At 46.2% G+C, this 26,436-nt stretch carries 23 protein-coding genes and 1 pseudogene; 7 read left to right on the top strand and 17 right to left on the bottom strand.

What is annotated here, in order from left to right; all coding sequences use genetic code 11:
- Positions 1–844: 844 nt before the first annotated feature.
- The 7 genes from Pan241w_RS08695 to Pan241w_RS08665 form a co-directional block, all read right to left on the bottom strand.
- Positions 845–1,336, bottom strand: a complete 492-nt coding sequence (locus Pan241w_RS08695) for a hypothetical protein (protein WP_145213891.1) — start codon at positions 1,334–1,336, stop codon at positions 845–847.
- Positions 1,337–1,606: 270 nt separating this feature from the next.
- Positions 1,607–2,545: an N-6 DNA methylase gene (locus Pan241w_RS08690; RefSeq protein WP_145213889.1), complete on the bottom strand. Its 939-nt coding sequence runs from the start codon at positions 2,543–2,545 to the stop codon at positions 1,607–1,609.
- Positions 2,546–2,605: 60 nt separating this feature from the next.
- Positions 2,606–2,923: a type II toxin-antitoxin system RelE/ParE family toxin gene (locus Pan241w_RS08685; RefSeq protein WP_145213886.1), complete on the bottom strand. Its 318-nt coding sequence runs from the start codon at positions 2,921–2,923 to the stop codon at positions 2,606–2,608.
- A complete protein-coding gene (locus tag Pan241w_RS08680; protein ID WP_145213883.1) occupies positions 2,920–3,168 on the bottom strand; it encodes a hypothetical protein in 249 nt (82 codons plus the stop codon). The genes Pan241w_RS08685 and Pan241w_RS08680 overlap by 4 nt, the downstream gene beginning before the upstream one ends.
- Positions 3,169–3,262: 94 nt before the next feature.
- Positions 3,263–3,472 carry a hypothetical protein gene (locus Pan241w_RS08675; protein ID WP_145213880.1) on the bottom strand — a complete coding sequence of 70 codons (210 nt, stop codon included), beginning with the start codon at positions 3,470–3,472 and terminating at the stop codon, positions 3,263–3,265.
- A gap of 34 nt (positions 3,473–3,506) precedes the next feature.
- A complete protein-coding gene (locus Pan241w_RS08670) occupies positions 3,507–5,801 on the bottom strand; it encodes a type IV secretory system conjugative DNA transfer family protein (protein WP_145213877.1) in 2,295 nt (764 codons plus the stop codon).
- A 274-nt stretch (positions 5,802–6,075) separates the two neighbouring features.
- Entirely contained in the window at positions 6,076–6,963 is an 888-nt protein-coding gene (locus Pan241w_RS08665; RefSeq protein ID WP_145213874.1) for a replication-relaxation family protein, read from the bottom strand.
- Positions 6,964–7,018: 55 nt separating this feature from the next.
- Here Pan241w_RS08665 and Pan241w_RS08660 point away from each other — a divergent pair, with 55 nt between their 5' ends.
- The 4 genes from Pan241w_RS08660 (at position 7,019) to Pan241w_RS08645 (ending at position 11,981) form a co-directional block, all read left to right on the top strand.
- A complete protein-coding gene (locus tag Pan241w_RS08660) occupies positions 7,019–8,239 on the top strand; it encodes a toprim domain-containing protein (protein WP_145213871.1) in 1,221 nt (406 codons plus the stop codon).
- 542 nt (positions 8,240–8,781) lie between these two features.
- On the top strand, positions 8,782–9,138 hold the full coding sequence (locus tag Pan241w_RS08655) for a hypothetical protein (protein WP_145213868.1): 357 nt from the start codon (positions 8,782–8,784) through the stop codon (positions 9,136–9,138).
- A gap of 441 nt (positions 9,139–9,579) precedes the next feature.
- The gene (locus tag Pan241w_RS08650) at positions 9,580–10,296 is read left to right on the top strand and encodes a hypothetical protein (protein WP_145213865.1); all 717 of its coding nucleotides are present in this window, start codon (positions 9,580–9,582) and stop codon (positions 10,294–10,296) included.
- Positions 10,297–10,625: 329 nt separating this feature from the next.
- The gene (locus tag Pan241w_RS08645; RefSeq protein WP_145213862.1) at positions 10,626–11,981 is read left to right on the top strand and encodes a hypothetical protein; all 1,356 of its coding nucleotides are present in this window, start codon (positions 10,626–10,628) and stop codon (positions 11,979–11,981) included.
- Positions 11,982–12,602: 621 nt separating this feature from the next.
- Here the strand turns inward: Pan241w_RS08645 and Pan241w_RS08640 are convergent.
- From Pan241w_RS08640 to Pan241w_RS08630, 3 genes are read right to left on the bottom strand one after another with little or no spacing between them, the layout of a single operon-like run.
- On the bottom strand, positions 12,603–12,947 hold the full coding sequence (locus Pan241w_RS08640; protein ID WP_145213859.1) for a hypothetical protein: 345 nt from the start codon (positions 12,945–12,947) through the stop codon (positions 12,603–12,605).
- Positions 12,944–13,948, bottom strand: a complete 1,005-nt coding sequence (locus Pan241w_RS08635; RefSeq protein WP_145213856.1) for a hypothetical protein — start codon at positions 13,946–13,948, stop codon at positions 12,944–12,946. The genes Pan241w_RS08640 and Pan241w_RS08635 overlap by 4 nt, the downstream gene beginning before the upstream one ends.
- On the bottom strand, positions 13,945–14,643 hold the full coding sequence (locus Pan241w_RS08630; protein ID WP_145213853.1) for a hypothetical protein: 699 nt from the start codon (positions 14,641–14,643) through the stop codon (positions 13,945–13,947). Before Pan241w_RS08630 ends, Pan241w_RS08635 begins: the two co-directional genes overlap by 4 nt.
- A 988-nt stretch (positions 14,644–15,631) precedes the next feature.
- Between Pan241w_RS08630 and Pan241w_RS08625 the strand changes: the two genes are divergently transcribed.
- Positions 15,632–15,961 (top strand): prolyl oligopeptidase family serine peptidase, encoded by a 330-nt coding sequence (locus tag Pan241w_RS08625; RefSeq protein WP_198000413.1) that lies wholly within the window; start codon positions 15,632–15,634, stop codon positions 15,959–15,961.
- A 292-nt stretch (positions 15,962–16,253) separates the two neighbouring features.
- Here Pan241w_RS08625 and Pan241w_RS08620 read toward each other — a convergent pair whose 3' ends face one another.
- Together Pan241w_RS08620 and Pan241w_RS08615 are read right to left on the bottom strand one after the other, a co-directional pair.
- A complete protein-coding gene (locus Pan241w_RS08620; protein WP_145213847.1) occupies positions 16,254–16,916 on the bottom strand; it encodes a hypothetical protein in 663 nt (220 codons plus the stop codon).
- A gap of 59 nt (positions 16,917–16,975) precedes the next feature.
- Positions 16,976–18,150, bottom strand: a protein-coding gene (locus Pan241w_RS08615) for an IS3 family transposase (RefSeq protein WP_145213844.1) whose coding sequence is annotated in 2 segments (ribosomal slippage) — positions 16,976–17,886 and positions 17,886–18,150 — 1,176 coding nt in all. Because the reading frame shifts where the segments join, the coding sequence is not laid out codon by codon here.
- 98 nt (positions 18,151–18,248) lie between these two features.
- On the opposite strand from Pan241w_RS08615, the gene Pan241w_RS08610 reads away from it, so the two are divergent.
- A complete protein-coding gene (locus Pan241w_RS08610; protein WP_232107391.1) occupies positions 18,249–18,986 on the top strand; it encodes a c-type cytochrome in 738 nt (245 codons plus the stop codon).
- 661 nt (positions 18,987–19,647) lie between these two features.
- Here the strand turns inward: Pan241w_RS08610 and Pan241w_RS08605 are convergent.
- Together Pan241w_RS08605 and Pan241w_RS08600 are read right to left on the bottom strand one after the other, a co-directional pair.
- A complete protein-coding gene (locus Pan241w_RS08605) occupies positions 19,648–20,721 on the bottom strand; it encodes a mandelate racemase/muconate lactonizing enzyme family protein (protein ID WP_145213841.1) in 1,074 nt (357 codons plus the stop codon).
- Between the two features lie 137 nt (positions 20,722–20,858).
- Positions 20,859–22,307, bottom strand: a complete 1,449-nt coding sequence (locus tag Pan241w_RS08600) for an Nramp family divalent metal transporter (protein WP_145213838.1) — start codon at positions 22,305–22,307, stop codon at positions 20,859–20,861.
- Positions 22,308–22,571: 264 nt separating this feature from the next.
- Between Pan241w_RS08600 and Pan241w_RS08595 the strand changes: the two are divergent.
- Positions 22,572–22,937 (top strand): annotated as a pseudogene (locus Pan241w_RS08595) (DDE-type integrase/transposase/recombinase); the annotation flags it as partial.
- 263 nt (positions 22,938–23,200) lie between these two features.
- Here the strand turns inward: Pan241w_RS08595 and Pan241w_RS08590 are convergent.
- The 3 genes from Pan241w_RS08590 to Pan241w_RS08580 all read right to left on the bottom strand — a co-directional run bounded on the left by Pan241w_RS08590 (position 23,201) and on the right by Pan241w_RS08580 (position 26,113).
- Positions 23,201–24,130 carry a DUF1559 domain-containing protein gene (locus tag Pan241w_RS08590; protein WP_145213832.1) on the bottom strand — a complete coding sequence of 310 codons (930 nt, stop codon included), beginning with the start codon at positions 24,128–24,130 and terminating at the stop codon, positions 23,201–23,203.
- 79 nt (positions 24,131–24,209) lie between these two features.
- Positions 24,210–24,653 (bottom strand): hypothetical protein, encoded by a 444-nt coding sequence (locus tag Pan241w_RS08585; RefSeq protein ID WP_145213829.1) that lies wholly within the window; start codon positions 24,651–24,653, stop codon positions 24,210–24,212.
- A gap of 320 nt (positions 24,654–24,973) precedes the next feature.
- On the bottom strand, positions 24,974–26,113 hold the full coding sequence (locus Pan241w_RS08580; RefSeq protein WP_145213826.1) for an exo-alpha-sialidase: 1,140 nt from the start codon (positions 26,111–26,113) through the stop codon (positions 24,974–24,976).
- Between the last annotated feature and the right edge of the window lie 323 nt (positions 26,114–26,436).

Below are 26,436 nucleotides of genomic sequence, written 5' to 3'. Positions count from 1 at the left end.
CAAGCCAATCGCTGGTGCGTTGATTTTCCGTTGTATTTCAAAGACCGCGGTGCCGCAATCGCATTCGCCAAGGACAATGGTGTGAACTTCATTTTTCACATTGCTTCCAGCAGTATCGAGATAATGTAATCTCGTAGGAAGAGGATATAGCCCAATCACGAATGCAAGGTAGGATGCTGGCAAATTGATTGGTGCAACCAGTCTCTCCATGAACCCTATCTACGGTTTTTAAAAAAGGGCGGCAAATTATTATAGTTTGCCGCCCTACTCTCTTTACTTTTCTTCAGAACTCAATTTTTGCGAAGAACTCCCCTCTTTAGTTGCTGAGGATGATTGAGTGGACTCTTGCTGTTGTCCCTGGCCCTTCTGATCAGTCCTGGCTGAATTCTTGTGATCGTGTGATTTACCATTTGTCATAATCTCTTCTCCTTCTGGACATTTTGAGCAGAAAACCTGCTCAGAAATTTCGAAAGTGACCATCACTTTCGATGAATTCTCCAGACACACGAGGCAGAACAGATGGCGATTCCGCGGAACGGGAACGCACAAAAAAAGGAGCGCCGTACCACGGTCGCTCACGACACCCTCGCCAAAGGGCACACGAAACAACACATGGCCGACGCCCCATACGGGGCGCGGCTTCAAGTGCTGCTTTCGTGTTCAAGGGCAATAGCCCAGGTTGGCGATTTGTCGTGAAGCAGTTCTTGACGCTCGCGCGTCAATTCAAATTGGAATTGTGGTGTTTCTCACCACTAAATCATATCAATCATCTCCTTCGGATGTGAAATTGTTTCTCTTTGTAGTTTTAGTGTATGCAGAATGAGTTCAATATTCAATCTCTGTTTCATTCAATCGTATCCGGCAGGACATCCGTAACAGAATTACTTGAACTACTTTCTTTGAGCAGTAGATTGCCCTGTGAATAATATTTGCGGAGATTGTCTCGTGATCCCTGCCAAAACAACCATTCCAGAAAAAGGAATCCAATTATTTCCCAAAGTGAAACAGACCTATGGGAAAATAAATAAGACACAAAAAGAATGGCAAACGAGATCATCATGTTACTGTGAAACTTGTAATAGTTGTAATGTGTCAAAACCAGATATTGATAGGCAGAAAGCTTTTCCTGAAATCGACCAAAGTTCTGCTTCGGTTCTGGAATACCGGTTCGATGGTGAATTCTGTCAAAAACCATCCACCGAAAAGTCGAAATCGTGAGCCCTGCTGCTAAAGAGAATACAGTGACATATAAAAATCCCCCCACTGTCGAATTGTGGTCAGGTGATGCCCAAATCCAAACACGAACGGTCTCTGAAAGGAAACTGATGCCGATCATCGCGATAAATCCCGGCAAAATATAGGAAATGAGGATGCCAAAGTTACTGGAGTTGGGATCTCGCATTTAGGATCAGCATGCCAGATATTGACTCATCGCGCAAGTAATTCATTTTCGTGACTTTTACGAGCGAGTGAACGACTTGCTCGCTACCAAACGTCCTGAGATGATAGACTGCGAGCAGACAGTCGAGGCGGTTGGCAAAACAAGTCAATCTGTGGGAAGGAAATTTATAATAGAATGCTGATATTTCCTTAGACAGGAGACAGCTTAAAACAATTTTCTCTGTGTTTTGGCGTTGTCCTGTTCAGACACTGATCGAGTGCTTGGCGGTTCTTCTTTCTCGATTTGATCTGTGTCTTTTTCAGAATTCACATTGTCCATACGCTGTTCCAGAAGGAATAACCACTGTGGAACTTCAATGATATTGGAGGGTATTTGCTTTTTCTGGTTCGTTTTCAGTGGGACCGCCTCATGAGCGAATAAATCCTGTGCTGCTTGTCGTGTCGTGTCAGAGACAAAGGGTATCGGTGCCTCTTCAAGTGGAATTTCACGGATCACACCGCGACGTCTGCCATTGGGAGATTCGTGGTAGAAACTGCCAATCCGGTAGGCGAACTTCGATTCCAGTGTCAATGAATTCCCACAAACAACATAACCATACTTGCCTCGTAAGCCGAGATTCAGTGCTGTGATCCGCACACACCTCGCATCAAGATCCTGCCCGACTAATTCCGCTTTGGGATTGACCTCCCCCGCTTTCAGGAGCATCCGCCCAGTCCCGCAGCAGGGATCGTTGATTGTAGTTGTATGTCCCTGGTTCATTTTTTCTTCGGTATTGACGGTCAATTCCGCAAGAAGTTCTGAAACGGATTCCGGAGTCATAAACTGCCCCTTCTCCCCATACGAAATGGCCTCCTCAAATAAATCACCCAGTAAATCTTGATCCTGCTCCGACATGCCCTCGATCAACTGCGCGAGGAACTTCGGAAACAGATCAACGCCCCGTTTTCCCTGTGCCCCCTCTAAATGGTCTTTGATTGTCTCAAAATAGGAAGGTTCCATTGTTTCGGCGGCCAGAGCGGCAACACACGCCTGTAATAAGTCTTCGAAAGCCTTTCCACGACTAACGCCCGATCTCTGAGAAACGCTTTCCACCGTATTGAATAGCTGCCGGGTATGGGAATAAATGAATTGCTCTTTGGCCATGGCCGCGTAGCCTGCCTGAGACTGAAATCTGAGGCAAGAACTTTCGCAGCGAAGTGGCAGCTACTTGATTTTGTCTAATTCATCACGCTGAAGTGAAAGACGGGCTGCATGGCGAACGGTAAGCACAAACACGATTTGCTCCCGAATGGTAAAGACAATCCGAAACGGGCCGTAAAGAGCCTGGCGGATTTCTACTTTGACAAACTCATTTTCGGGAGCCAAACCACAGGCTTCCGGAAAGGTTTCGAAGCCAGTCAGTTTTTGCTCAAGACCGGCTTTCCAGGCTTTCGGATCTGCCGGTCCATGCTTACGGATATAAGCGTAGGCACTTTTAATATCCGACTCTGCCCGACGTGAGAGTTCTACTTGAAATGTCATGCGTCGTCGAGTTCGGACAGGACATCACGGAACGGACGGGTTCGCCCTGCATCAACGTCAGCCAGCCCTTCGTCTAATGCTTTGAGGGAAGCCGCCAACTCCTCATCCGTACCAACCCCCAGCATGTCGCGATAGATCTCAATCGACATGAGGATGTACTTTCGCCCTTCTTCATCCACTTCCACCAGCCCGTGGTGTTCGTCGAGGGCATTCCGCTGTTCTTTGGTGAGTCGTGGTTTTAACATGCTCTTAGTATAGCAGTATGGATGGTGTCTTGTCATCCAGAAAATGAGGCTTCATTTCAGATTCACCTTTCGGAGATCTACCGAAAAACCACTACTAAATCAGTCGCCACCAGAGTCCATTTCTGCCATTCTTCCAGCGTCCCTGGGCATGTTTCCGCATCCAGCAGTTAGTATCATAAGGTTCCATATTCAAGAAGTAGGCAAGGTCCAGATAATACACCTCTACTCCCTTGGCGGCGGTGAGGAAATCGAGAATCAATTGATTTCGGGCTTCGATTTCGGCGTTGGTTAAAGAGGCTGCCATCAGCATTGCAGACTGCCATCGAAATGAAAACCTGTCAAATCAAAGTGAAAGACCGCTGAATTACCGCTTGTACAGAATTGACTGATTGAGCATATCGACGGCGTGATTGTTCCCTCACGAATTCGGAACGGTCAACATTGTTCGTTTCTGGTTTGATGGTCTCCATGGTAAATGCAGGGCGGGACATGCCATCAATCATCAAACGAATACAGGCCCGGTATTTAGGCAAGGCGATCAAGTCGGCTGCGTTGACAGGACCGGTCAGTTGTTCTGCCAGGATGTCCGCGTCATTAGGGCCTACGGCGAACACCAGCATACTCCCCACATTCCCAAACACTGCCTGCAGAGTCTGTTGATCCACCTGATCCAGAAACTGGGTCGCCAGACAGAGACCAAGTTTGTACTTGCGGGCTTCTGAGAGAAATACGGAAAAGCTCGATGTCGCGATGTGCTGAAATTCATCACAATACAGGTAAAACGGCCTGCGATCCTGTTCTGAAATCGCAGCACGCGTCATAGTCGCCAGTTGCAGTTGAGTCACGAATAAAGAGCCAAGAAATGAAGACGTTCGTTCCCCCAGTTTGCCCTTGGAAAGATTGATAATGATGATCTTTCCTTCATCCATCGCCTTTCGGAAATCAATTCTGCTCTTTGGCTGCGAGACCATATTACGGATCACCGAATTCGTCAGTAATTGCCGCAGCTTATTCTCGACCGAGGCAAACGGGTCCTCCCCTTTCAGAGAACGCAGTTTGGGAAACGTGGTCATCCACCAGTTCCGGACCACCGGGTCTGTCACCCTGGCAAGTGTTTCCCGGCGAAACGTATCATCGACGGCAAACATCCGCAGCATATCGAGAATCGTACAGTCCCCTGCCAGCATCAAAGCCAGAACGGTGTTCCACAGAATATCCTCAAGACGGGGCGTATGCGTCCCCGTTCCGAAAACTTTTCGAAACGTGCTCACCACTCCATCACAGGCGACATCCACCATTGGCGGGGGGACATCCAGCGGATTGATACTGACGGGAAATGCCAGATCACTCGGGACAATCAGGATGACATCGTTCGTCCGCTGACTCGGTACGGCTGCAAGGACCGCATCGGCCAGATCCCCGTGTGGATCCACGATGGCCAACCCTTCTCCTGAATTCATGTCGGAAAGAATGGCATTCTGCAGGACCGTCGATTTCCCATTCCCGGTTTTCCCGACGATAAACAGATGGCGAAACCGGTCTTCTGTGCGAATTCCGAATCGTTCATGCTGATCCTGAAAGGCCACTTTTCCCAGTTCACAAATTCTGGAACCCAAAGATTCCCTTTTCTTGAGGGGTAATTCTACAGGCGGTTCCAGCCGCCGGGAATGTGTCGCCATGCGGGAAACATCGCGTACCGAACTGGTGGGCAGATGCCACATGGTTGCCAGCTCTTCATCAGACAGCAGAAAGCCCGGTTGCTTTAAACCAGTCTCGGACTGTCTGATTTTCGCAGGCTGAAACGCACCGAACCGGGGTTCCGTGAATTTGTTCAACACAGCCGCCAGTTCGTGCAGTTTATTGATTGCAGCCTGCTGCTGGTTCAGAGGTGCTTGAGCAATTAACTTCAATTGGACTTCAAACAGATGCTGCCCCAGTTTGACGGACGCGGCCTGCAAATCTTTTTCACTGTCGTGCATCCGGGACGAAGTCTTGCTCAGTTCATCATCGAAACTGAATCGTGAATCTTCAGATCGCACTATCATGCGAACAAGCATGGCTGCACAAACTCGCTGCCAGCGTTGGGGACTGCTGGCATACAATGCATATTGACGGGCCAGCGAACGATGGCTCCGAAAAAAAGGAGTCGCTAAACGTTCCAGGACCGACTGTACCTGCCTGCATCGTCGCGGAAGGGCAGGAATCACTTCAAGTTCAATTCTTGCCCGGAGATCAGAGTCCCCCGCTGCCACGGCCTGCAAGATGCCACCGATGGGGTCATCCACTTCGTTATGAATCCCATCTTCAAACTGCTGGTATCGTAAAATCGGAAAGAGATCGGGACGTAAATGGAGTGACATGACCCAGGTCTGAAACCCGACGGGACAATCCAGAGCATCCTCTTCCAGCAGTTCAATGGAACAATCCGGATATTTGGCGTGAAACTGACTTTGAATCAGGCGATACAAAAGCCCCGGAAATCGACAAAATAAGCCGACCTGTCCGGCGTATTGTCCCATGATAAAAGAAACAGGCTGCTTTCGTGACGTCGCATGATGAATGGTGGCCAGAATCGACCGCATGTGCCGTGGTCCCCGTTCGTTGGTGGGTGTATCACTGATCGAAATCAACATGTTGGACGATAGTCTACAGCATCAAAACTGAGTTGGCTTTATCAAACAAATAAGACTTTTCAAGGACAATGATTTCTTGACCCTTTCAGAAAAATAATCGCTTCACGACTACAAAGGACCCGCGTCAGAAGTTGCATGTTTCATCGGCGGGCTTTGCCTCGTTGTGGCTTGCAATCTGCTCGGGGGTGGCTGACCAGTCCGAGCAGGAGTGGCGAGTTTGATAAAAACTCAGCACCATCGGAGCAACGAGCCTGCCAACAGGAGCCACACGTTATCACAGTGCCTTCGGTCTTTCCAGAAGTGCTGAAGAATCCTGAAACTGCCGTGACTGTGATCGCAACAGAGAAATATTCCTATTCTGAGGCGAATGAAAGCAGGGACGAAAAAAGGCATCAGGATGTGCCAGATAGTCATCCAGTAACACCACATAAAACGGCGCTAAGGATTGTTCAGATATTTTGTATTGACTGGCAGCATCAACAATATGCCGTAACCGATCTGGTGAACCGGTAATCGCAAAGAGCACACGGTACGGTTGAGGCATGACGACCATATCGACCAGATAGCGTCCCATTTTACTCGAAATACTGTCGGCACTTTTATATGACAGCACCGATTCAGTGCTGTTATCCAGTTCCACACAATAAGAGAACTGCGTTCCATTCGGTAATGCGAGGGTAAAACGAGTATCCGGCCAGAGCGGACGTTCTCCGCAATCAATGCGAAACGTGTTTTCCGGATGAAAATCAATGACTTTGATTCCCCGATGATGAGCGGCGACATATGTCTGCACGATGAACTGTGACAATGCTCGTTGATGTCGATGCCGTCCGGGGCTGATTTCTTGAAAGAAGCGTTTCGTGGGTGGCTCGATCTGATCGTCCTGCATCACCGTACGATAACCGGCCAACGTCAGTTTGTAATACAGGCGGGCACCACCTGGGCCAGTCGTGGCATAGCGCCACGAATGCAACTGGCCTGCGGCGGTCAGGTCTTTCATGCGTTCCTGCACCCGCCGCAAACTCTGGAAAGGTTGTGACCAGGTCTGACTCAGTTTGAGGATCTCTTCCGCAGTCAAAGGGCAACGAGCTAGGGCAACCAGGATGTCATCATCGCGTGACGTTTTTTGCCAACGTAGTTTCGTGATTGATTTGGTTGTCATACGTTGGCGACAAGTGTAACATCTTCTCTCTCACTTTGCTGACACTCTCACTTGCATGGCACAAAGAAATCGTGGCTACATTGACGTTGATTCGTTGCAGCAGGAACTGATTGCCGGCGGTGAAATCGTCGAACGCATCGCCAGCTTCTACAACGTTTCCTTACCAGCACTGCATCAAACACAGAATGAAACCCGGATGGCATGTATTTTCGCCTGCGGAAAAGAACAGGAAACCGGTGACCGTGCTCTCTCGATCAAAGCCAAACAGGACGGAGCCGTGTTTCGTTGTTTTCAGTATGGCTGCACAGTCCGGGGAAACCTGCTCAACCTGATGTATCTGATGAAGCACAACTCAGAACCAGCAGATGGAAAACTGAAAGGTCGGGAATTCAAGGAAATCGCTTCTGACCTGCAAGCACTTGTAGCAGGGCGGACACCAGAACCAAAAGCAGAAACACCATCAACACGCCAATCCCCAGCAACGGAATCGATGGATGATGAATCCCCTCTCCTCAACATCCCCTTGAAAGATTCTGAGAATGAACGGGCACGCGAACTGGTCAATCTCGATGAACAGTTTATAACTGATGTTGCGGATATGTCTCCCCAAGCAGCCGCCTATGTGCGAAAGCGTCCCTTTATGACTTCCGAGTTCATGGAAAAGTTCCGCTGTGGTTATTTACCAAGCAATGCCAAGGGGCTGCTGCGCGGCCATTTCGTCTATGGATATCCTGATGCAGACGGAAAAGTTCTGACCTGGTTCGGTCGCAATCTGAACTACGAAGACCAACACAAAAAATGGCAACTCTCTGGTGACAGTTCCAAAGAGCCGCAGAAATTCAAATTCGTCAAAGGTTTTCATAGAGGGCAAGAACTCTTTGGCGAACCTCAATTCCGCGAACTGGCCACCCCGGAACAACTCCAGCAAATTGGCATCATTCTCGTCGAAGGACCGAACGATGTAATCAACCTGCACACGCTCGGCATTCCGGCTTTGGCAGTCTGCAGCAACACCGTCACTGAAACACAGACTGACAAGTTAGCATCCATGGCGAACAGTATTCCCGGTGGACATGTTTCGGTCATGCTTGACCTTGACCGAGAAGGCGAAAATGGTTCGAAACAAACCATACTGGAGTTGGCAAAGCGGTGTTGTGTGCGTCTTGCTTGGACAACCAATCTTTTAGATGGTCAATTTCGTAATCGACAACCGGAGTCTGTGACTGCTGAAGATTGGGATACAATGTTACTTCCGGCTCTCATGCATATATCGTAAACATCCACTCGCACGGCAATCCCGTATTTTGTTTTCGCTGATGGCAATTCAATACAAGGTGTAAGAAAGTTATGCTACGAAAAGATGTTACGCTGAGAAATGTGCTAAAACGAACGCCAAATTAAGTACGCTTCAGCCCACGATCTGAGGATGCCTTGTGGTGAACGGCATTAGAAATGCTTGCGTCCCACCATTGGTAATCTGTCGGGTAATGCGGCATTCATCTTGGGAAACCACGCGTAAACACTATGCTCCAGGTGATGTCCCAAAAGATGCAGATACCTTGAATAGATATTTAAATTAAATAATTATGGGGATATGTTTTGAATTACTTTGATCGAACATAAGCAAAGAGATTACAATTCTATTAAACCACAAAGCCCACTGGACTACAGGGCACCCGTGTGGGAAGCGAAGTTGTTCATACAACAGAACACAAAGTCATTTGACCGTTGACATTGGCGATCATATTAATTCACGTCTATAGAAATCTCTCAAGTAATATTGGGTAGCATTTATAGATAAGGAGAGGAGCACAGGAAATGGTTACATCCTCAAGTCAACAACAGAATGAATTAAGTACAGATCAGCCAGATCAAGTCCGTAAGCCTCTCAAGCAGAAGGTATTCCGATTACTCAGTCTTTTAGCAATGTGGTATTTCTGTGCATTGGTTATTGGGGACGGCAACTTCTTTATTGGGGTCAAGCGAAAGCCAGGATTCAGTAGCCCTGTTGTGAGGTTGAGTCGTAGCACGAATATTTTTAGTGCTGCAGCAAATTCGGGAAGAATTGCTGGGCAATTCAGATTTATCCTGATTGGATTCGATAGTCGCGGCGCGAAAATTTTCTATCCAACAGCTCCTCTTTGGGATAATAATAGCCGATTGAGAAATGACTAATTGAAAATTTATTATGAGGACTTTCTCACACTCTTCAATTAGTGATGAAATTCTTGACTTCAAATAGGGCTGATTTACCTTAAGCAAGAAGTTTTGTTATCCAAAACTAGTCTAGTGAGCTAATTTAAATAGGAATTGGTCAGTGGCTAATTCTAAGCATTATTATGCCTCATTACACTATTGTCGATTTGATTCCAGAGATGTCAAATTGAATACATTCTGATGGTTTTCCAATACTAAGAAGTCCTCCTGTAAAAATAATCGCTCCAATCGTAAAAAACCTATTTATTGTTATACCTTCTGCTTGTGGAAAAAATGGTAGAATTTCTCAAAATAGTTGTTTCAATCGGCGTTGATTTTGCTGACAAGTAATCTATTAGTCAGGCCGATTTTTAGTTTACGACCTGGGAACTTTATTCACTTGATAATTTGGAGGGTATCATGACGGGCCAGATACAAATTCGTCCTATTACTCTGAATCATTTACTGATCACCTTGGTAGTCATACTGGCCACCTCAACTCAAGCCTTGGCCCAGAAACGTCAATCGGTTGGCAGTTGGTTAAGACAGCGGGTTGATCACGTTCATAACCGGCTTGAAAATAGCCCTAAGGCTCGTCAAAAGATTAACCGTGGGATTGATCGGTTTGCTGATAATGTCATTGACTTTGCAACACCTCAATCTGATAAACAAACTCGGCGAGCTCAAAGGGATGCCGTACATATGGTCCTTAATCCTAGTCGCAGTGAAAAGGATCGCCGATTCAATAGCTTAATTCAAAATGTAACTGGAGCCGATCGTACGATAGTAAGTTCTTCTCGTAACCGAGGACATCGGACTATCAATTCATACAACTCGAAGAGGGGAAGCATCTCTTACACGAGATCTCCTAGCAATATGCTAATAGATTCGAAGTCTCAACATTCTTCGAAAGCGCAAGGCATTGCTAAACATTATGCCACAGTAGGAATCACTATGATTCAGGGGGCACACCAGAAGGTGGCTTCCTTTTGGGCTCGTACAGCAAATCTTTCAATGGCTGAGAGCAAAGTAATTGCTGCAGGAATACTCGGGTTTCTTGGTCTTTTCTTACTTATCTTACTTAGCAAATTTTTCAGAGCAGTGTTCAGGCCCAAAAAGCTTCTCGAAGAAAAGTGAATTTGTTGATTAGTGATAGTTTTAATAAAATAGCCCTCTGAATTGTACCTAGGTACGACTCAGGGGGCCATTTCACGTAGTTAATCATGCTAGGTCTCACATGCAGGATACTGTCATTTTATCCAGAATCTATGTGTGACATGAAGCCCTTGAAGCATCATATCAGGACTTAAATCGGTCATTTTGCACGTATTTGTTCCATATCAGCTTCATCTTTAAACAAGTCCATATAGTGTCAATTGATAGTAGGCAGAAATCCTGATAGATTTAGACAGAATCAAATTCTATCTATCAATAATTAGCCAGTAACACCGCACTGGAGAGCACTCATGCGACTCATCGCTTTGCATGCATCTATCGCGTTGCTCGTCGCCGCAACCGGCTGCAACAATCAACCGCAGCCCGCGACAAACACAACGCCACCCGCAGATACGACACGCAATGATGATTCTGGTGTCGAACATCCACAATCAGTCACCGAACCGCAAACGCTTGCCGATTACGTGTTTCTTAAATCGGAATTGCCCGACGAGTTCAAGCCGAATATCGACCAGAAATTTCTTGACTCGCTCAAGATGAAGGATTCTCCCGGAACTGTGGGCGACAAGTCCATGCTGAAAAGTCTCGGTGCAACTGATGCTTTTGCAGCGTCATATGGTCACTTCAATTCGTGCTCCATCGCATTACTCGTTATGCAAATGGAGTCTTTCGACAAAATAGAGGCGATTACCCCCAAGCTGTCGTCGCGTCCTCCGTCGTTCGTCGAAATGAACACAGACGCTTTTAAACCTACAATCATCTACATCCTGAAGCGGAATAACGTTGCAGTAATGCTCTCGTTGAACCTGCCTCAGCGATCGGCACAGGAATTACTCGGCGAACACCGCAAAACATTTATGTCGCTTCTCGGAAATTACATCGAACGTCTTCAACTAACCCCGGTATGGAAATCACCCTTTCTTCGAACAATTGAAGACATCGATGCCATAGCGGAATGGCCACTACCGAACGCGATCTACTCCATTAAGGGCGACGTGGTCGAATTCAATGTCAACGCCAAACGTCATCCTCAGTTTCAGCGATTCACTGACAGCGTCTTTGGCAACCACGATTCCGGACTACGAAGCACTATCAATGTTGGTGATTCTGTTCCGGAGTTTACCGTCGTATTCGCTGGCTCGGTGACTAAGCACCCATTTGAACGTATCCGTCAGGCAAGCGCATTCGGCAGCGATGCGTACGTTGTGTTCCGCACAGAAGTACCAAATACGTTTCCCACCACCCTCCAAGGCTGGTCGCGTTTAACACGCGACGAAAAGGCTGACATAGTGCACTGGAAGTCGAACCCGATCGCTGGTGCTTACAGCCTTAGCGGATCCGTAATTCTCGTCGCCGATCGTGCATTTGTCGAACGCGCTCCGAACCTTCAAGTGCGTTGTGGGCCATCCGAGATCAACAAAGACTATCGGGTGCGGGCAATCCCATTTCTGGAACCTACCAGTGTGCCCGGCATATATGCTACTCCCATCAACATGGAACATCTACCTTGTCGCCGTGCGCGCGCCGGAGTCCGCGGCAAGGATGACGAAATCAGCGAAGTTGATGTTGCCGTTCACATATTTGGCCAAGATCCGGAAAATACTGATGAGCTTGTAGAAGGGCTTCTGATTACATTTGTGAAGTAAAACACACTGGCTAACAAATCGCTCAACCGGAGTGGCGGATGGGCGCGTGTTCTGGAGTCCAAGTCGCTGACCGCCGCCCGGTTAGCTCAGGCGTTATGTTTGTCCGGTCGCCAAAACTGACTGTAATTGACGTCAACTCCTACATGCAGAAGTTGGACAAAATTCAGCGGCGAAGCAGAATCTCCCAACTCGCATCGGTGTTAAAGACCAAAGTAGAAAGTTGGCGAGTCGCCGTCCCAGAAACTCGTCGGGAGCCTGATTTGAATTCTCGGACATACTGAATATCCACCGTTTTCGCTTGCGCGGTCATTGTGTCCGAAGCCGGTAGGCTTTGAGTTTATCCCGCTTCGCGGCCGTCCCCTGCCCAGGGAGCCGTGCGTGACCCACGAGGGGCGACCAGAGGGAGACGCGAGGCCGAGAGTGGAGCCATTGCGTCCCTGGAATGTGTCGGAAGTCTCGGCCTCGCGGGTTCCCGCCCGCGAGTGGTGTCACCTGTTAAGAGGTGTTTCTTGGCTTTGTCAAGACCCCATTGGTCGATTTCCAATCGCCAACGGAAGGGTTTCGCTCCCGCACTTCCCTGCGGGGGTAAACGCGGGGTGTTTTGCGATGTTAGTTGCGGGATTATTGTGCGATCAAATGAAAACCATTCTTCATTTCTTTGTCACCCGATTCCAACTGAACTGAGAGAACGTCCAGACATTGACTCAAACGAAACTCTTTATTCTTGTTGAATCGATCCCGGAAAAATTCGCTGTTGAGTTGTTCTATTGCTGTTTGCTCGATTCTTGTTTGTTCATCGAATGTCAGTTCATGCCAGATGGGCCATAGTTGCTCTCTGCGACGTTTTTTCTCCTGCTTGGCTTCTGATACCAGCTCCTCTTCAATCTCAGCCTCTACAGTTTCTGAATGAGTGTTCTGGAGATACTGGTATTTTTTTTCCTTAATGAGAAGGGAATCTGGTTTCAACCAATTTCCTTCAATGGCTCGTCGTAGCATGCCGAGTGAATTGCGATCTGGGTTTCGATGGGGTAACCATTCAATCTGTTGTTTGATCTCATCCAGTCCCCTACTCCCTGACAATTCCAATGCAATATCCTCGTCAAATCCTGCGTGTTGCAGTAACTGAAACGAATCCAAATTTTCAACAGCAACAACAGCAACAACAGGTAGATCGGTTTGTTGTTTGTTAGTGTTATTTTCTTGTGGCTTTTCTTCAGTCTGGTTTTTGAACCGTTCACCTCACCATTGGCTTGCTCATGCCAACGAATGGCATAGGTAGAGGGACGTCGTTTAATGTGACTTGGATCAATGCCCCCTTTCTGGACACAGTGAACATAGCCCGTTTCGATTGCATGCTGAATGGCTGCACTGAGAGTGGATCGATCACTCAGATTCACGTACTTCTGAATGTAACTGTACGACAACGGAGCGATTTGACGTCGTCCCCCAAACTGGTTCTGATAGCCCACTGTATGACGCAACACTGTCCCGACCACCTTCACCACAGAAAGAGCCTCGTGCTTCACAATCAAATCGAAAAAACTGTTTGGAATTGGTGTGCGATATCCTTCACCAGCAAAGAACCCGTTGAATTTTTCAAAATTCTTATGATACTGAGTGTCGGTATCCCAGCGGAGTGCATAACAAGCCGTTTCTGATGACTGATTATTTCCGTTTGCCTTCCCTTGTTGGATACAAATGATAAATCCACCTGCAACCGCTTCATCTAATGCTTTGCGAATTGCTCCCCTGCTAATTCCTGCTTCATTGATGAGGTCTCGATACGAGACGCTGATATCCTGTTCGATGGGACTCCCCTCTGTATCGAGCCAACCGAGTGTTTTTCGCAACAGATAAGCTACCAGTCGAACCGTTCCCCGTGAATGATGGGGCAGGCATACTTCAAAGAATTGATTGGGACAGTAGAGATAATTTGCCGTTAGATGTTCGAAACCGTCGAATCTCATTTGCGTGATAAGAAATGATTTAAGGTTGGTGTCTCGTACCATTTGTGCTGCTTGGGTTTGGTCTTAGCAACCCCCTTTGTTTTCGGAGTAGTTCTCCTTTTCGACTTCGTGGCAGCTATTGATTTCTTCTTAACATTTCTCTTACTCCCCTGTTTCGAAGAAGGCTTGTTTGTCTTCTTCGGTTCTTCAACAACGACAGCTTCCATTGTCGCGTCATTTTCAAGATCAATAATTGGATTCTGTTCAGTTGGTGTCTCAGTTTTTGGGAAATCATCACCTGGTGAGACTCTCTGGGAACCAAGTAGACTGACATCTGCAAACTTCCCCATCACTTGATGTACCTCTTTGAGAAGTTCTTTCGTGTCGGTGTGATCTTCCTTCAACGTGTCGAACATGTCTTTGAACATTTTGATCTGTTCCATGAACGCTTGCTTATCCTGCTGATGTTCATTAGATCGTCGATCATTCTCCTGCTCCAGTCGAGTGATTTGTGATTTCAAAGTGGAGACCAGTTCGTTGTCTGTTAATGCAGGTGAAGGTTTTGATTCTTCTGCCCTTTGAGATTCTTTCTCAGATTGTTTTTTCTCTTTTTTTAATGCCTCTTTATCGTAATGTTCTTGCACCCATTCACGCAGAGCATACCAAGTTGGTGAGAGTCCCTGATTGGAGAGCTCTTGAATCAGTTCGAGTGTCACCTCAGTTCCCACAAGTTCCTTGCCATCGTCGGTTCGCAGTTTGAGGTTTGAGAGAATCTTTGAGTCCCCTACCCTGACCGCTTGACTGAAGTCACGGGTCAACGAACGGTGGGATCGGCTGAATGCTTCCTCGATCTCTTTCTTGGTGAGATAACCTTCGATGGGAGAAGCTGACATGGTGCTGACGGTATGAAAAATAAGACCGCATCAGAGTAGCCTTGCTGCTGACAGGATGTCAACAATTTCTGTCGCCCCTCACGACAGGATGTCTGACCCCCCGTCACTTGTCAGAGGGGGATGACAAAGAGAGTTTCCGCTTATCTAAGCGAAAAAGAGGACTCATCAAACTTAAGTGTCATACCATCAATTTTTCGTTGTCAGCCCCTCAACAGGCTGACAGTCATGGTGTCAGACGGGGAGTCATGTCAGGCTGTCGCAAGATAGAAATCAGGGTGATAAACCATTCTGATGGCAGGTAGTCATCATCCCATCATCCCATCATCCCATCAGACAGTGTGACAATCAGACCAACAACACGAGTAACAGAAGTAGGGAATTCAACTATCCCTTCAACTGTAAGCAAGAAATAAACCGCGATCAACGAGGCTTTTTCTACAAAGATCACTTCGCAAGTCAGTGACAATTTGCCAAGGAAAGATGGCATCCCGGACAGTTGTCAACTTGAGCATTAGCTTGATTGGCAAGATCATCAACCGCTTGATGGAATAGGGGATTGTGATCCAAAAAATTGTTTGGATAGAAGCATAAATATTAAGCACCGACTTTTACTCGCGAGTTCTTTCTTGTATCTCCCGAATCCCAGGTAAAGTTGCCTCGGCAAACAACTTTGACAAGGCAACACAATGGTAAGAACTCAAGTAGAGACGCACACGACTGAGTGATTTTAATCAACGATATGAACTCCATAAAACAGAAGCTCGTTCTATTTTTTCTTTGGGGTACAGCCAATTTCATTGACCTGGCAGCGATGTCATATTGGGAAAGCAAAGACATTCGTACTAAAGGCGTTGACCCCGATCTAGTCGGTCAATTTGAGTCACTGACATATCAATTTTCGACTCCAACTTATAAAACGCCGCTTCCTTTTCATGCCAGATTTCCGAAACCAGCTCTCATTGAAAATAATCAGAAGTACCCTGTCGACAATAACCGAATTTATATTACCGGTTATTCCATGGGAGGCTATGTCACCTGGAGCATGATCGCCCGCTATCCAGACTTATTCGCTGCCGCATCTCCCATCTGTGGATGCGGTGATCCGACCACGGTTTCTAAGTTTGTGTATCTGCCGTTCTAGGTTGTGCATGGTGACGCCAACCAAACTATTCCCGTCTTAGAATCTCGAAAAATGATTAAAGCACTTCGAGCGGTTGGGGGGGGGGAGAAAGTACTGCGTGTTTCTGAAAGGACGGCGCAGTCCGACTGGAAGTGACACGCGAGTCGCGAAATCCGCTGAGCCCTCCAACATACTGTGTGGCCGATTCTGATTGCAACCTATCCTTAATTGATTTGTCCGTTTCCTTGCTGACATCAAACCATCAGTTTCGAACATTGTCAGCAATGTCCTTCTAATGTTACACAGAGGAAGCCTATTTTTTTTTGAAGTTACGCCTGAAAATTAGATAGACAGCAATAATAACAATGACTATCAAATTGATAGCATAAATCCAATATAAAAAACCACTAGAATTTGACTGTTCAGGAGTTAATGTCTTGATTTTCGGGGCACCATAGGGCACTCCTATGGCACCATCAACTTTTCCTCTCGCGTCAAATACAAAGGTATCCGCTTTTGGCTCAAGAAGTTTTTCAGAGAACAATTCAGGTGAATATGGTTTGTTTACCTCTTTCCAGGCAAAAGTGATTTTTTGAAAATCATCACTTTTGTCCTTCAATCTGTTTTGATATGACTCATATACTTTGGGAATTTTTATTCCCTCAATTTCCTGGTACTCCGTCTGCAAGGCAGTAATGACCTTCCATTCCTCAGACTCAGATAAATGCGCCCAGCTAACCATTTTTTTGAGCAAAAACGGGTCAGCATTTGTGACCCACCAGACTGTATGAACCTCGGAATAGGGGTTTTTGGGATTTGAAATTTTTAATAGTTGATGAATCATATAAGACTCTTCGCCAACCTTTGCAACGGCATTGATTTTAACCTTTAAGCAGTTCTCCACAAAGTTTTTGCCACTTCCAGCCCTATTAATAAACATATGAGGAACGTAGGCAAATGAAAAAATGGGAAACAAATTGCAATACTTTGATACAGGGATTGACGTGCCCCCAAGTATGACACCAGTCACAAGACTTAGTGTCCGATTGTATCAATGACTGTTCTGTTTGCCTGCTGAAGCGTAGCGGAAGCAGGCAAACAGAACAGTTTTGCCTCCGGCACCGGGGCTCGGTATCCCAGAGAACTATGTGGTCGGATTGTGTTGTATTCTTTTCGCCAACGTTCTATCAGAACCTTAGCTTCCAATAAAGTATCGAAGACTTCTCCATTCAGCAATTCATCTCTTAGCTTTCCATTGAATGATTCAATGTATCCATTCTCCCAGGGGCTGCCTGGCTCTATAAATAACGTCTTCACTTCAATTCTCCGTAACCAGTCACGAACTCTTTTGGCTGTAAACTCAGGACCATTATCACTTCGAATATGATCAGGAACCCCGCGACGTACAAACAGGTCACTTAAACGCTCCAATATGTTTTCACTATTCAACCTCCTTTCAACATCAATTGCCAGACATTCTCTGGTAAATTCATCAAGCATAGTCAACATCCGGAAAGCTCGGCCATCATGTGTGCGACAATGCACAAAGTCATAAGTCCAGACATGGTCTTTATGTGTCGGACGAAGCCGGACACACGAACCATCATTGAACCACAAACGTCTTCGTTTCGGCTGTTTTTGAGGGACTTTCAGTCCTTCTTGCCTCCAAAGCCGTTCTACTCGTTTATGGTTCACTTTCCATCCACGCTTTCTAAGTAGCTGAGTGACGCGACGATAACCGTAACGCCCAAATTGGGTCGCCAGTTCGATCATCTCTCGAATCAACCTTGGTTCATCAGAGGGAACAAATCGCTGCCTGCGCTGTGTGGATCTGGGTTGCCCCAGAATACGACAGGCACGGCGTTCTGATACCTGATCCCTTCCTATAGAATCCCGTACGAAATTCACTGCCTTGCTCCGTTTCGACGGGCTTAGAAGTTTCCCGAGGCAGCTTCCCTCAGAATAGATTTATCCAGTTCTGATTCTGCCAGTAATTTTTTGAGACGGCTGTTCTCTTTTTCGAGTTCTTTCAACCGTTTGGCCTGATCCATCCGCAGACCACCATTTTCACGACGCCATTTGTAATAGGTCTGTTGATGGATTCCCAGTTTCTTGCACATCAGAGGAATGGTCATTCCCTGGGAGAGGTGAACCTCGGCTTCCCGGAGTTTAGAAATAATCTGTTCGGATGAATGACGTTTTGTGGGCATAATCGCCTCCTTTTAAAGGTCCAGATACCTGAATTGTATATCAAGCTCTGGATTCGGTTAAAGGGGGCACGTCAGTGCAGTACGCGCGATCAATTCGAATGCTGAAGTCTGGTTGGACTCCGGAATTGCGTACAGCATACTTTGAATGGTTCCTGAAAGCTGCCAACTATAAAGGCGGCGCCAGTTTCGAAAAATTCATTGAATTCATACGTAACGATGCAGTCGCATCTCTCAGTGAATCAGAAAAATCATCCCTGAAAGAACTGCTGGCAAAGAAACCGGTTAAAAAATCAGTCCTCGAGAATCTTGGTGAAGTCTTTGCAGGACGCCCCACGAAAAAATGGACTCTCTCCGAACTCTCTTCTGCTGCCCGTACCGGTCTGAAAAACAGAAACTTCGATAATGGCCGACGTATGTTTGCGGCTACTGGATGTTTTGCCTGTCACCGCTTTGGAAATCAGGGTGGTATGACGGGCCCCGATCTGACGTCCGCTGGCCGCAGGTATTCCCCTCACGATTTACTGGATCAGGTCATCAACCCCAGCAAAGTGATCAATGAACAGTTTTCTGCAGTTTCGGTTGTGACCGAAGATGGCAAGGTTCATACAGGCGTCGTTGTAAACCTGAGTGGTGACTCGATTATGCTCAACACAGACCTGACCCAACCCAATAAACAGGTCAGAATCGACCGTAAGACCATTGATGAAATGGTTGTTTCCAAAACTTCACCGATGCCCAAAGAACTGTTCAATCGAATGACCAAAGAAGAAATCCTCGATCTGATTGCCTACCTGATCAGTGCCGGCGATCCAGATCATCAATTCTTCAAAGACTAAATACAACATCTGCTAAAGCACACTGGTAATAAATATCGTGAGTCTTTGTTGAAATGAACCTGTAAAATGCGACGTGAGAGATCGGGAGCTAACATATTGATACGGTCGATTAGTTACTGATGATGGTTTGCTGTTCGGTAAGCTTATCATTTGTATGACTCTTGATATGAGTCATTGGATTCTCTAGCAGATAACCTGCATCTCAAGATCTGGTTTAATGAAACTACAGTTCAACAATAGACTTTTTGTTTTTCGTCCTCTTCCATTTAATGCCTTACAGCTCGTATGCTCAATTTATTCAGCCACATGATAAACTTTTTAATTAATGGGCTTTCTATTAACTTGTTACTATCATTCTCGACTGACTATAGTCGTACCCTGGTAAGCCAGAAAGCCTTTCCTATTGTATTTCAAATAAGTTTGCAAACCATGTCGTAGAAGACACAAGATATTAATACTAGAATCAATACACAGCATCTCGATAGTAATAATTCAGTAACCCACCAAGGTGATTACACTCAGTCAGAATTCCACCAAACGTGGTTCGATGAAATCGAAGATTTCTGCTTTCGTGTCATTACACTTTTCTCTTGATAACTGATAGCAGAATTTAAATTGGCTACACATATTTCAACTTCATGATCGCCAGCCACTTTTTCTTTTATGGACTGGAATAATAGTCGATCTTATCTCGATCAAGCTCAATTCCATGTCCCGGTCGATCAGGAGCGTATGCGTAACCATCTGCGAACCGGACGGGCTCGATGGCAATTTCGTTCCACACCAAATCCGAATACTCAAGAAAAAGGCACTCGGGTAAACTCGCCGCAAGATGCACTCCAAGTTCCAGCACCGTGTTTCCTAATGACAGAGGCACGCCATAATCAGCGGCCAGCCATGCAGCTGATCGTGTTGTACTGATGGAACCATGAACATTTAACACATCGACTGCGTTGTGTTCTAATAACCGTCGTTTTCCTGAAAAGCCCAGGTACTCCCCTGTGTTCACACGTGTGTTTGTGAGCTGAGAGCATAAGCGAGCATAGCCCTCGTAATCATCGCGCGTAATCGGGTCTTCGATCCAGAATATCTCGTGGCCTGCATCACAATAGGTATGCATGCGAATCAATGTTTCTTTAACAGACCACGCTTCGTTTGCATCGACCATCAAACAAACATCATCGCCCATGACTTCCTTAACAATCCCAAGCCGGCACAGATCCCAGGCAATGTCAGCATGTCCGACTTTGGTTTTGATCGCACGAAAGCCCTGCTTACGAAATTGTTCTAACTTGGCTCGAAACTCGGAATCGGTGAGAGGAAAGTCCAGCGTACTGCCATAAGCGGGCACACACGGGTTGTCGCCACCGAGTACTTGATAGAGAGGCAGTTGTTGCTGTTTACCAATCAAATCCCAGAGTGCGGTTTCGACTGAGAGCGTCAAGTAACCGCCGCCTACATTACCTCCACGCGGTCGTGTGATGCGCTGGGCCAGTCCTATTGGCGAACCACTCAACAGGCTTGGCCAAACGTCGTATTCAAATTGTGTCTTCATATCAGCCAGACTAGAGACAGGCATTCCTTGTTGAATTTGAAAACCAACACCCGAGTGCCCCATATCGGTATGCAGTTCAATAATCGTCATCCAATGATCGGCGAATCGAACTTGAGAATCACCGATTGGCTCTCGCAATGGTAAATGGAGTCGATGGAGTGTGTAATTGGTAATTTTCATCCAGGTTTCTCGTTTTTTCTAATACTTTATTAAACAGGTCATTGATTTAAAGTAGAGCATCTGTATTCCATGGTCACGCTTGTGAAACATTCACTATTTCATAAATATTACAGCAACTAAGCATTAAGTGTTTTAAATTAAAAATAAACAAGCAATGTTTGTACGCCAAGTGCAGTCATCGCAATTCCGGCAATCAACGTTGACACCCACAATGGCCAACTCATCCTTAATACGCGTGGTAATCGTACGTGATTGATCCATAACATGGCGAAACACCATAAACCGCATAATGTAGCACCTCCAATTACCGCACCAAACGTCATCCGGTCCAGTACATTTCCTGCAACTTGTTTGGGTAACCAGATCATGATCATACCACCGCCGTAGCAGTAGGCTACTGTCAGATTGCGCCAAATCGGAACATGTTTGTCTGTTGTCCATTTGGGTAACAGGGAGCGTGCACTCTCAACCACTGTGTAGCGATAAATTTCAAATGCTCCGTACAAAGTACCGATGAATGCCAGGAAAACGCCAACAGGGTAAAGCCAAAGAAGCCATGGATGTAGTTGTGTAAGAAACGTCTCCTGTTCAGAAAGGAGCGTCGTGTTATCAGGGATTCTCTGTTCGGTATGTAATAATAAGGCACCAAGTACGGCGAACAAAAGTGTTACGAGAATCACGCTTGTGAACGAGATCCCCGTATCAAGCATCGCCGCACGTGTCCAGATTTTGGCGCGGGTCACTTGGTCATCGTCGATCAGTTCGAGTTGATCGCAAGAGGCTACCTTGCTGCCAGCAAGTCCCCACTTCTTTTCGCGAATCATGCCGACATAGCCAATGTAATCAAACGTCCCGCCGCCAACAGCGCTTAGGTAGAGCGCCACTTCCAGCCACGGACTGCGACCTGCGAACGTGTTTGCGTATTCGGTTACAACCCAGGGTTCATAATCGGGAACAAGAGGAATAAATAGCCCGGCAAGAAAGTCAGCAACATTTGGTTTGCAAACGATTACGGAAATCGTCGCACAAACGATGATTAGACCGAGTACAACTGCAGAGACGCGCTCCAATGTCTTTAATGTCGAGCTGATCGCCAATATGAAACAGATTGTGAGAACGGCGCCCCCCCAGACGTTTTGCCAGAATTCAAATCCGTCAAACGGACCGACAGGTTGATTGCTCATCGATATCCCAGTCAACTCACGCAGATAGCCACCAAGAATCTCTGAAATACTTGAGAAGGCAATCGGCATCACCAGTACTGTTGGTAACGCGATCAGCAACGGAAACCACAACGGCGGACCGGGGATTGCCTTCCAGCTGACCATGGGATGTTCGCCCGTCAGTGTAAGGTGCCGCGCTGCACCATAGACCTGAACTGCCTTGAAAATACCTGCCAGCAAGAAGCACCATAGCAACTGATAACCGAACACCGCACCAGCTCGTGAAGCCCAAACTAATTCACCGCTACCGATAGTGACCGATGCAATAATCAAGCCGGGGCCAATGAATGAAAAGGTGTTTCGCAGATGCAACGAGGCGAGACGTTCCGGTGGTTCAGGGAATAAGTCACAGGATTGGGACAAATATTTACCTCATATCGCTTACAAAAGGAATGTAGGTGTAATTGATGTATATCAGAATCGAGCTTGATTGAAATAAGCTGGAACCCATTTCTTTTCACTATAGCGTCTTTCATCTTATTTCGCTCGTCTCAAAGAGAATGAAGACGTTACAGTAAACCTGGCCCCAGGCTAGTCGATACTCTCAATCCATAAAAGTAAAAAACAACTATGGTTGGCAATCAATTAATCGTGTCGAGGCACCCGGGTCTTTCGGTAGTTGATATCGACCATGTCTCGAGTTATGACTTTGTGCCTTGTCGCACACATGATGGCCGATCCTTCCGAATGTTCACTATGCTTGATGAATTTACCAGAGAATGTCTGGCAATTGATGTCGAAAGAAGGCTCAACAGTGAAAACGTATTGGAGTGTTTAAGTGACCTGTTTGTACGTCGTGGAGTTCCTGATCACATTATTCGAAGTGAGAGTGGTCCTGAGTTTACAGCCAAAAGAGTTCGTGACTGGTTACGGAGAATTGAAGTGAAGACGTTGTTTATCGAGCTAGGCAGTTCCTGGGAGAATGGATACATTGAATCATTCAATGGAAAGCTAAGAGATGAATTGCTGAATGGAGAAGTCTTCGCTACGCTCAGAAGTCTTTTCCACGACAATGTCCATTACACCGTATGATCCTGACAAGTCAAACATACAAGTCTTGTGGCTGGTGTCATACTTGGAGGAATGTCAGTTCAAAATGAGATGACAGTAGGCTGGAAATTGACGGTTTCCACTAATCCCAAAGTCTGATCATCATAAGACAAGACGCGTAGCTGAATAAATTGACCATACGGGATAGCAGAGAAACAAGCTTCTGAATTGGAAGCCTGTTTTCTGCCGTCCGTTTTTTGTTAGATTTAGAATTCGCCGATGACGTTTCCATCTGCTTTGCCACCGAGGAATCCGAATGTTGCTAGGTCGAGATTCTCGCTGATGAATCTCACTGCACCATCACACATTAAAAAATGGGCGCCTCCGACATGATTACTGGCGAATCCGTGTCCCGATGCCCAGGTTGCTCCTCTGCCAACCCAATTAATGCCTGTTGTGGTTGATGAGACGGCCCAAATTCCATCCCATTGGGCATAGTGGTTTCCTAGACCGTTATTAATCTGTGTCACTTCACCGACGCCGAGTGTGTTCGAAGTCCCGTCGGTAATATCGCGAATTTTGGCTCCTCGTGCATTATTCGCCATGATGCCTTCAACTTTGTTGTCACTACCGAAGTGATTTCCTCCGTCGTGACATAAACAAACGTTAGAAGCACATAGAAAACAGTTCGTCGTAGATGAGGTCGGACCAGACGAACCGTTATATGACGAAACGGCAGCTGTTGTAACAAATCCCAATCCATTGTCTTCATCACTGGCCAAACCACTTCGAATTCCACTGCCCGGTTCGCTAGGGCACTGGTAAACTGCAATAACTTGCTCATGAAAATGGGTCAAGCCTGCCATCGTAGTATTGCTGTAACTTCCAAAATAGGGGCTCATTTCGTTGTAAAGAGGCGCTTGATCAAGATAGGGAAGAATCATGACCCGCCAATTGAAAGCGTTTTCGCCGGCGGCATTCCAGTATATAGCCGAGCCGCCATAGGGGAATGTCCGAAACACGTCATGGTAGTTGTGCAACGCCAATCCGATTTGCTTCAGATTATTCTTGCAGGTGCTGCGGCGGGCTGCTTCCCGCGCTTGTTGAACAGCCGGTAAAAGTAGTGCGATGAGAATGGCGATAATTGCAATCACCACTAACAACTCAATCAATGTAAAAGCGCGTCGTTGTTTCATTTCTTCAAACCTTTCATGCGATGATAAAAAACTAAGTAGTTGTAAAAGAATCACACCTTATATATTCAGAAACACAAATTTACTTCTTGCGTTTCCCGTCTAAAACTATATCAACCACTTTATTCTTGGCTGAATCTTCAATGAATGCGGTCAAGCCTGATTTATTTGCGTCGTAATATTTTTGGGGGAGAATCGGAAACCCCCCTTTGGTTTTCAAATTGTTAGGATCGCCTTCTTTTCTCGCATCGACGAAGATCTTGTAGTTTCCCGGCATGACTCCATCATTTGCCTGAAAAGTCATTAATGTGTAATGACCTTCCTGATTGATGTCTCCCACTGCTGGTCGGCCTTTCTTTGAATCGCTGGGGACAAACTGCACGCGCCCCATCGATAAAGGCGCGCCATTCCAAGTGACCTTACCTGAAACCGGAACTGTTTTCGGACGTTCAACACTATTGCCGCAACCAACGGCGTGAACTAAACTGAAAACTACCAGAATAGTGGGAACATGAATCTGCATCATTGTTTTCTTTCCTGTCAAAACTGGTTGTCTGAATACGTCAAAATATCAGTTGATGATTTTGTATTTAACGAAATCATGTCTTTCACTATATTTCCAGCGACGACGGTCAGTCGATGATCGTGTCTACTTTGATGATAAGTCTATTACTCGTGATCGACGACTTTCGGTTTGTAATTTGAGAAATTCGAATTTTGAATTTGAAGACAGAACCTAGCATTTGCCATTTGACGTATCCTCTTCATTGCTGGAAGACTTCCAGCTAGTAAAACCAAAACCGAGAGTCAAACTCACGTGCATGAAGCAGTATGTATAATTGGTTCTTATCGCTGAAGCTCTTTTAACGCGATCCGCGATGTGCCAAGATCCTCTTTGTTAATTGAATAGGCAATGTGAAGGTGGTCTTTCCAGACGACAGCGTTGGGATATTGCCAACCGTGACTTTTGGTTCGGCCTCCGTAGCGGTGGCGAATGGGCTTGCCAAAAATCATGAAAGCACGATCAAAGGTTTTACAATCATCGCTCAGTGCGATGGTCAAATAGCGTCGATGACCCGGACCAGGGTTGCTGATGAGGTAGGCGGTACCATCGGGGAGATTACCGGCTGAAAATCGGGCTCGGCAATCTGGAAAGTTTGTTTTGGCGGGCGTAGACCATGACTTTCCTTGATTGGTACTCTCGCTGGCATATAAGAACCCGCTACGATTACGAAATGACATGACCAGTGTGCCATCTTCTCTCGAAAAAAATCCTGGTTCTGTGTAACTAAATATATTTATATCATCCATCTCAATGTCAGCCTCTTCCCATCTGCCCAAGCTATAATTTGAATCGGTATATAGTAGCTTCATACGTTTCGTTTTGCGTTGAGGACCAACGTTTTCCCCCGAGAGAAGCAGACGACCACTGGGCAATTGTCGTGGTCCTTCGATGAAAAAACCGTTGACTATTCTACGCGGTTCGCTCCATATTTGAGCGTCGACTGAAGTTCGCGCAATGAGAGATGTGTTCTCCCCAAAATTCTCACCGTCCGTTGTGGTGTAAAACGCGATGAGAGTTTTTCCAGATACAAGAAAACCAGCGGAGACACAAACTCCTTTTCCTTGCTTATGGTTGGCCAACTCAATCGGTTTGGTCCAATTAATTCCGTCTTTGGTATGGCAGTAGAGAATTCTCTGACCTGGTTCATCCTCTGCCACGATACCGTTTGACCACATACAGACTAGGCGATCACGAAAAACAACTAGATTTGGATGATGGCAATACTGGTAGCTTTCTTCAGTTGCTCGAAACAAAGTGCGGTGCTCACCGGTAAGCTCGACTAAACCCAAAGTATCGCTATCGCGATCGAAGAGTTTAGGAGAAATCTGGAAAGGAGGTTCTGCCATCGCAACTGTTTGCAAGAGCCCCATACAGCATGGCAGGCCAAGTAAAAGTGAGAGAAAGACATTGTGGTGTTTCATCAAAAGTTCCTTAATGTATTTAGGAAAAATGGAAATTAATCAAGCTCATCTTTAAAAAGTACGAAGCAAAAGTGTTTGCAAATGACCATGTCCCATGCATACATGACCTTAGTTAGAATGAGTGAGCAGTTTGAAATTGCAGCAGGGTTTCATATATCCGATCCCCACTGTATACCCAATCAAAAGTAGTACACGATGATTTCTATCTATAAAAAACTACGTAGAAGTGGCAACAATATATTGAACGCTGATATTAAAAATGCTCCTCTAAATTTTCAGCCGACTACGATCCAAATCCATTATCAGTAGAGTGCCTGATACGA

The organism is Gimesia alba, assembly GCF_007744675.1.
In the GTDB taxonomy this organism is placed as follows: domain Bacteria; phylum Planctomycetota; class Planctomycetia; order Planctomycetales; family Planctomycetaceae; genus Gimesia; species Gimesia alba.
Note: the sequence above shows the minus strand (reverse complement) of the source record. Positions and strands in the feature narration are given on the sequence as shown.